Source organism: Paenibacillus xylanexedens, assembly GCF_007676705.1.
GTDB classification, from domain to species: domain Bacteria; phylum Bacillota; class Bacilli; order Paenibacillales; family Paenibacillaceae; genus Paenibacillus; species Paenibacillus xylanexedens_C.
Genome location: NZ_VEBF01000179.1, coordinates 1 through 301, shown reverse-complemented (window position 1 = coordinate 301; position 301 = coordinate 1). Strand labels below are relative to the sequence as shown.

Sequence of the window (301 nt, the reverse complement as noted above, 5' to 3'; positions counted from 1 at the left end):
CGGTGTTCTGGGTTGGAAGGAATGTGGAGGCGGGAGAGGAATGGAACCGTTGGACGCTTACGTGTGCAGCAATTGGTGAGAGACTGATTGAGTTTGAGGAGAATATGAAGCTGGTTGGTAAAATTGGAGACAGGTGGGAAGGTGTTGATGAGAGGACTTGGGATTTTGATATTGGGGAGGGTGTAAGTTTGGATAATGGAAATAAGGTAAGGGGAGATGGAGTAAAAAAATGGATTGAAGGGTGGATTGAGGTAAAGGAAAGAGGAGAAGGGAGTGTGGGAGTGGGGTGGATGACTGGTGA

Annotated in this window: 1 pseudogene; it reads left to right on the top strand. The window is 47.5% G+C overall.

The features are described from left to right. Positions 1–104 precede the first annotated feature (104 nt). Positions 105–301: pseudogene (locus FS628_RS31625) on the top strand (hypothetical protein); the annotation flags it as partial.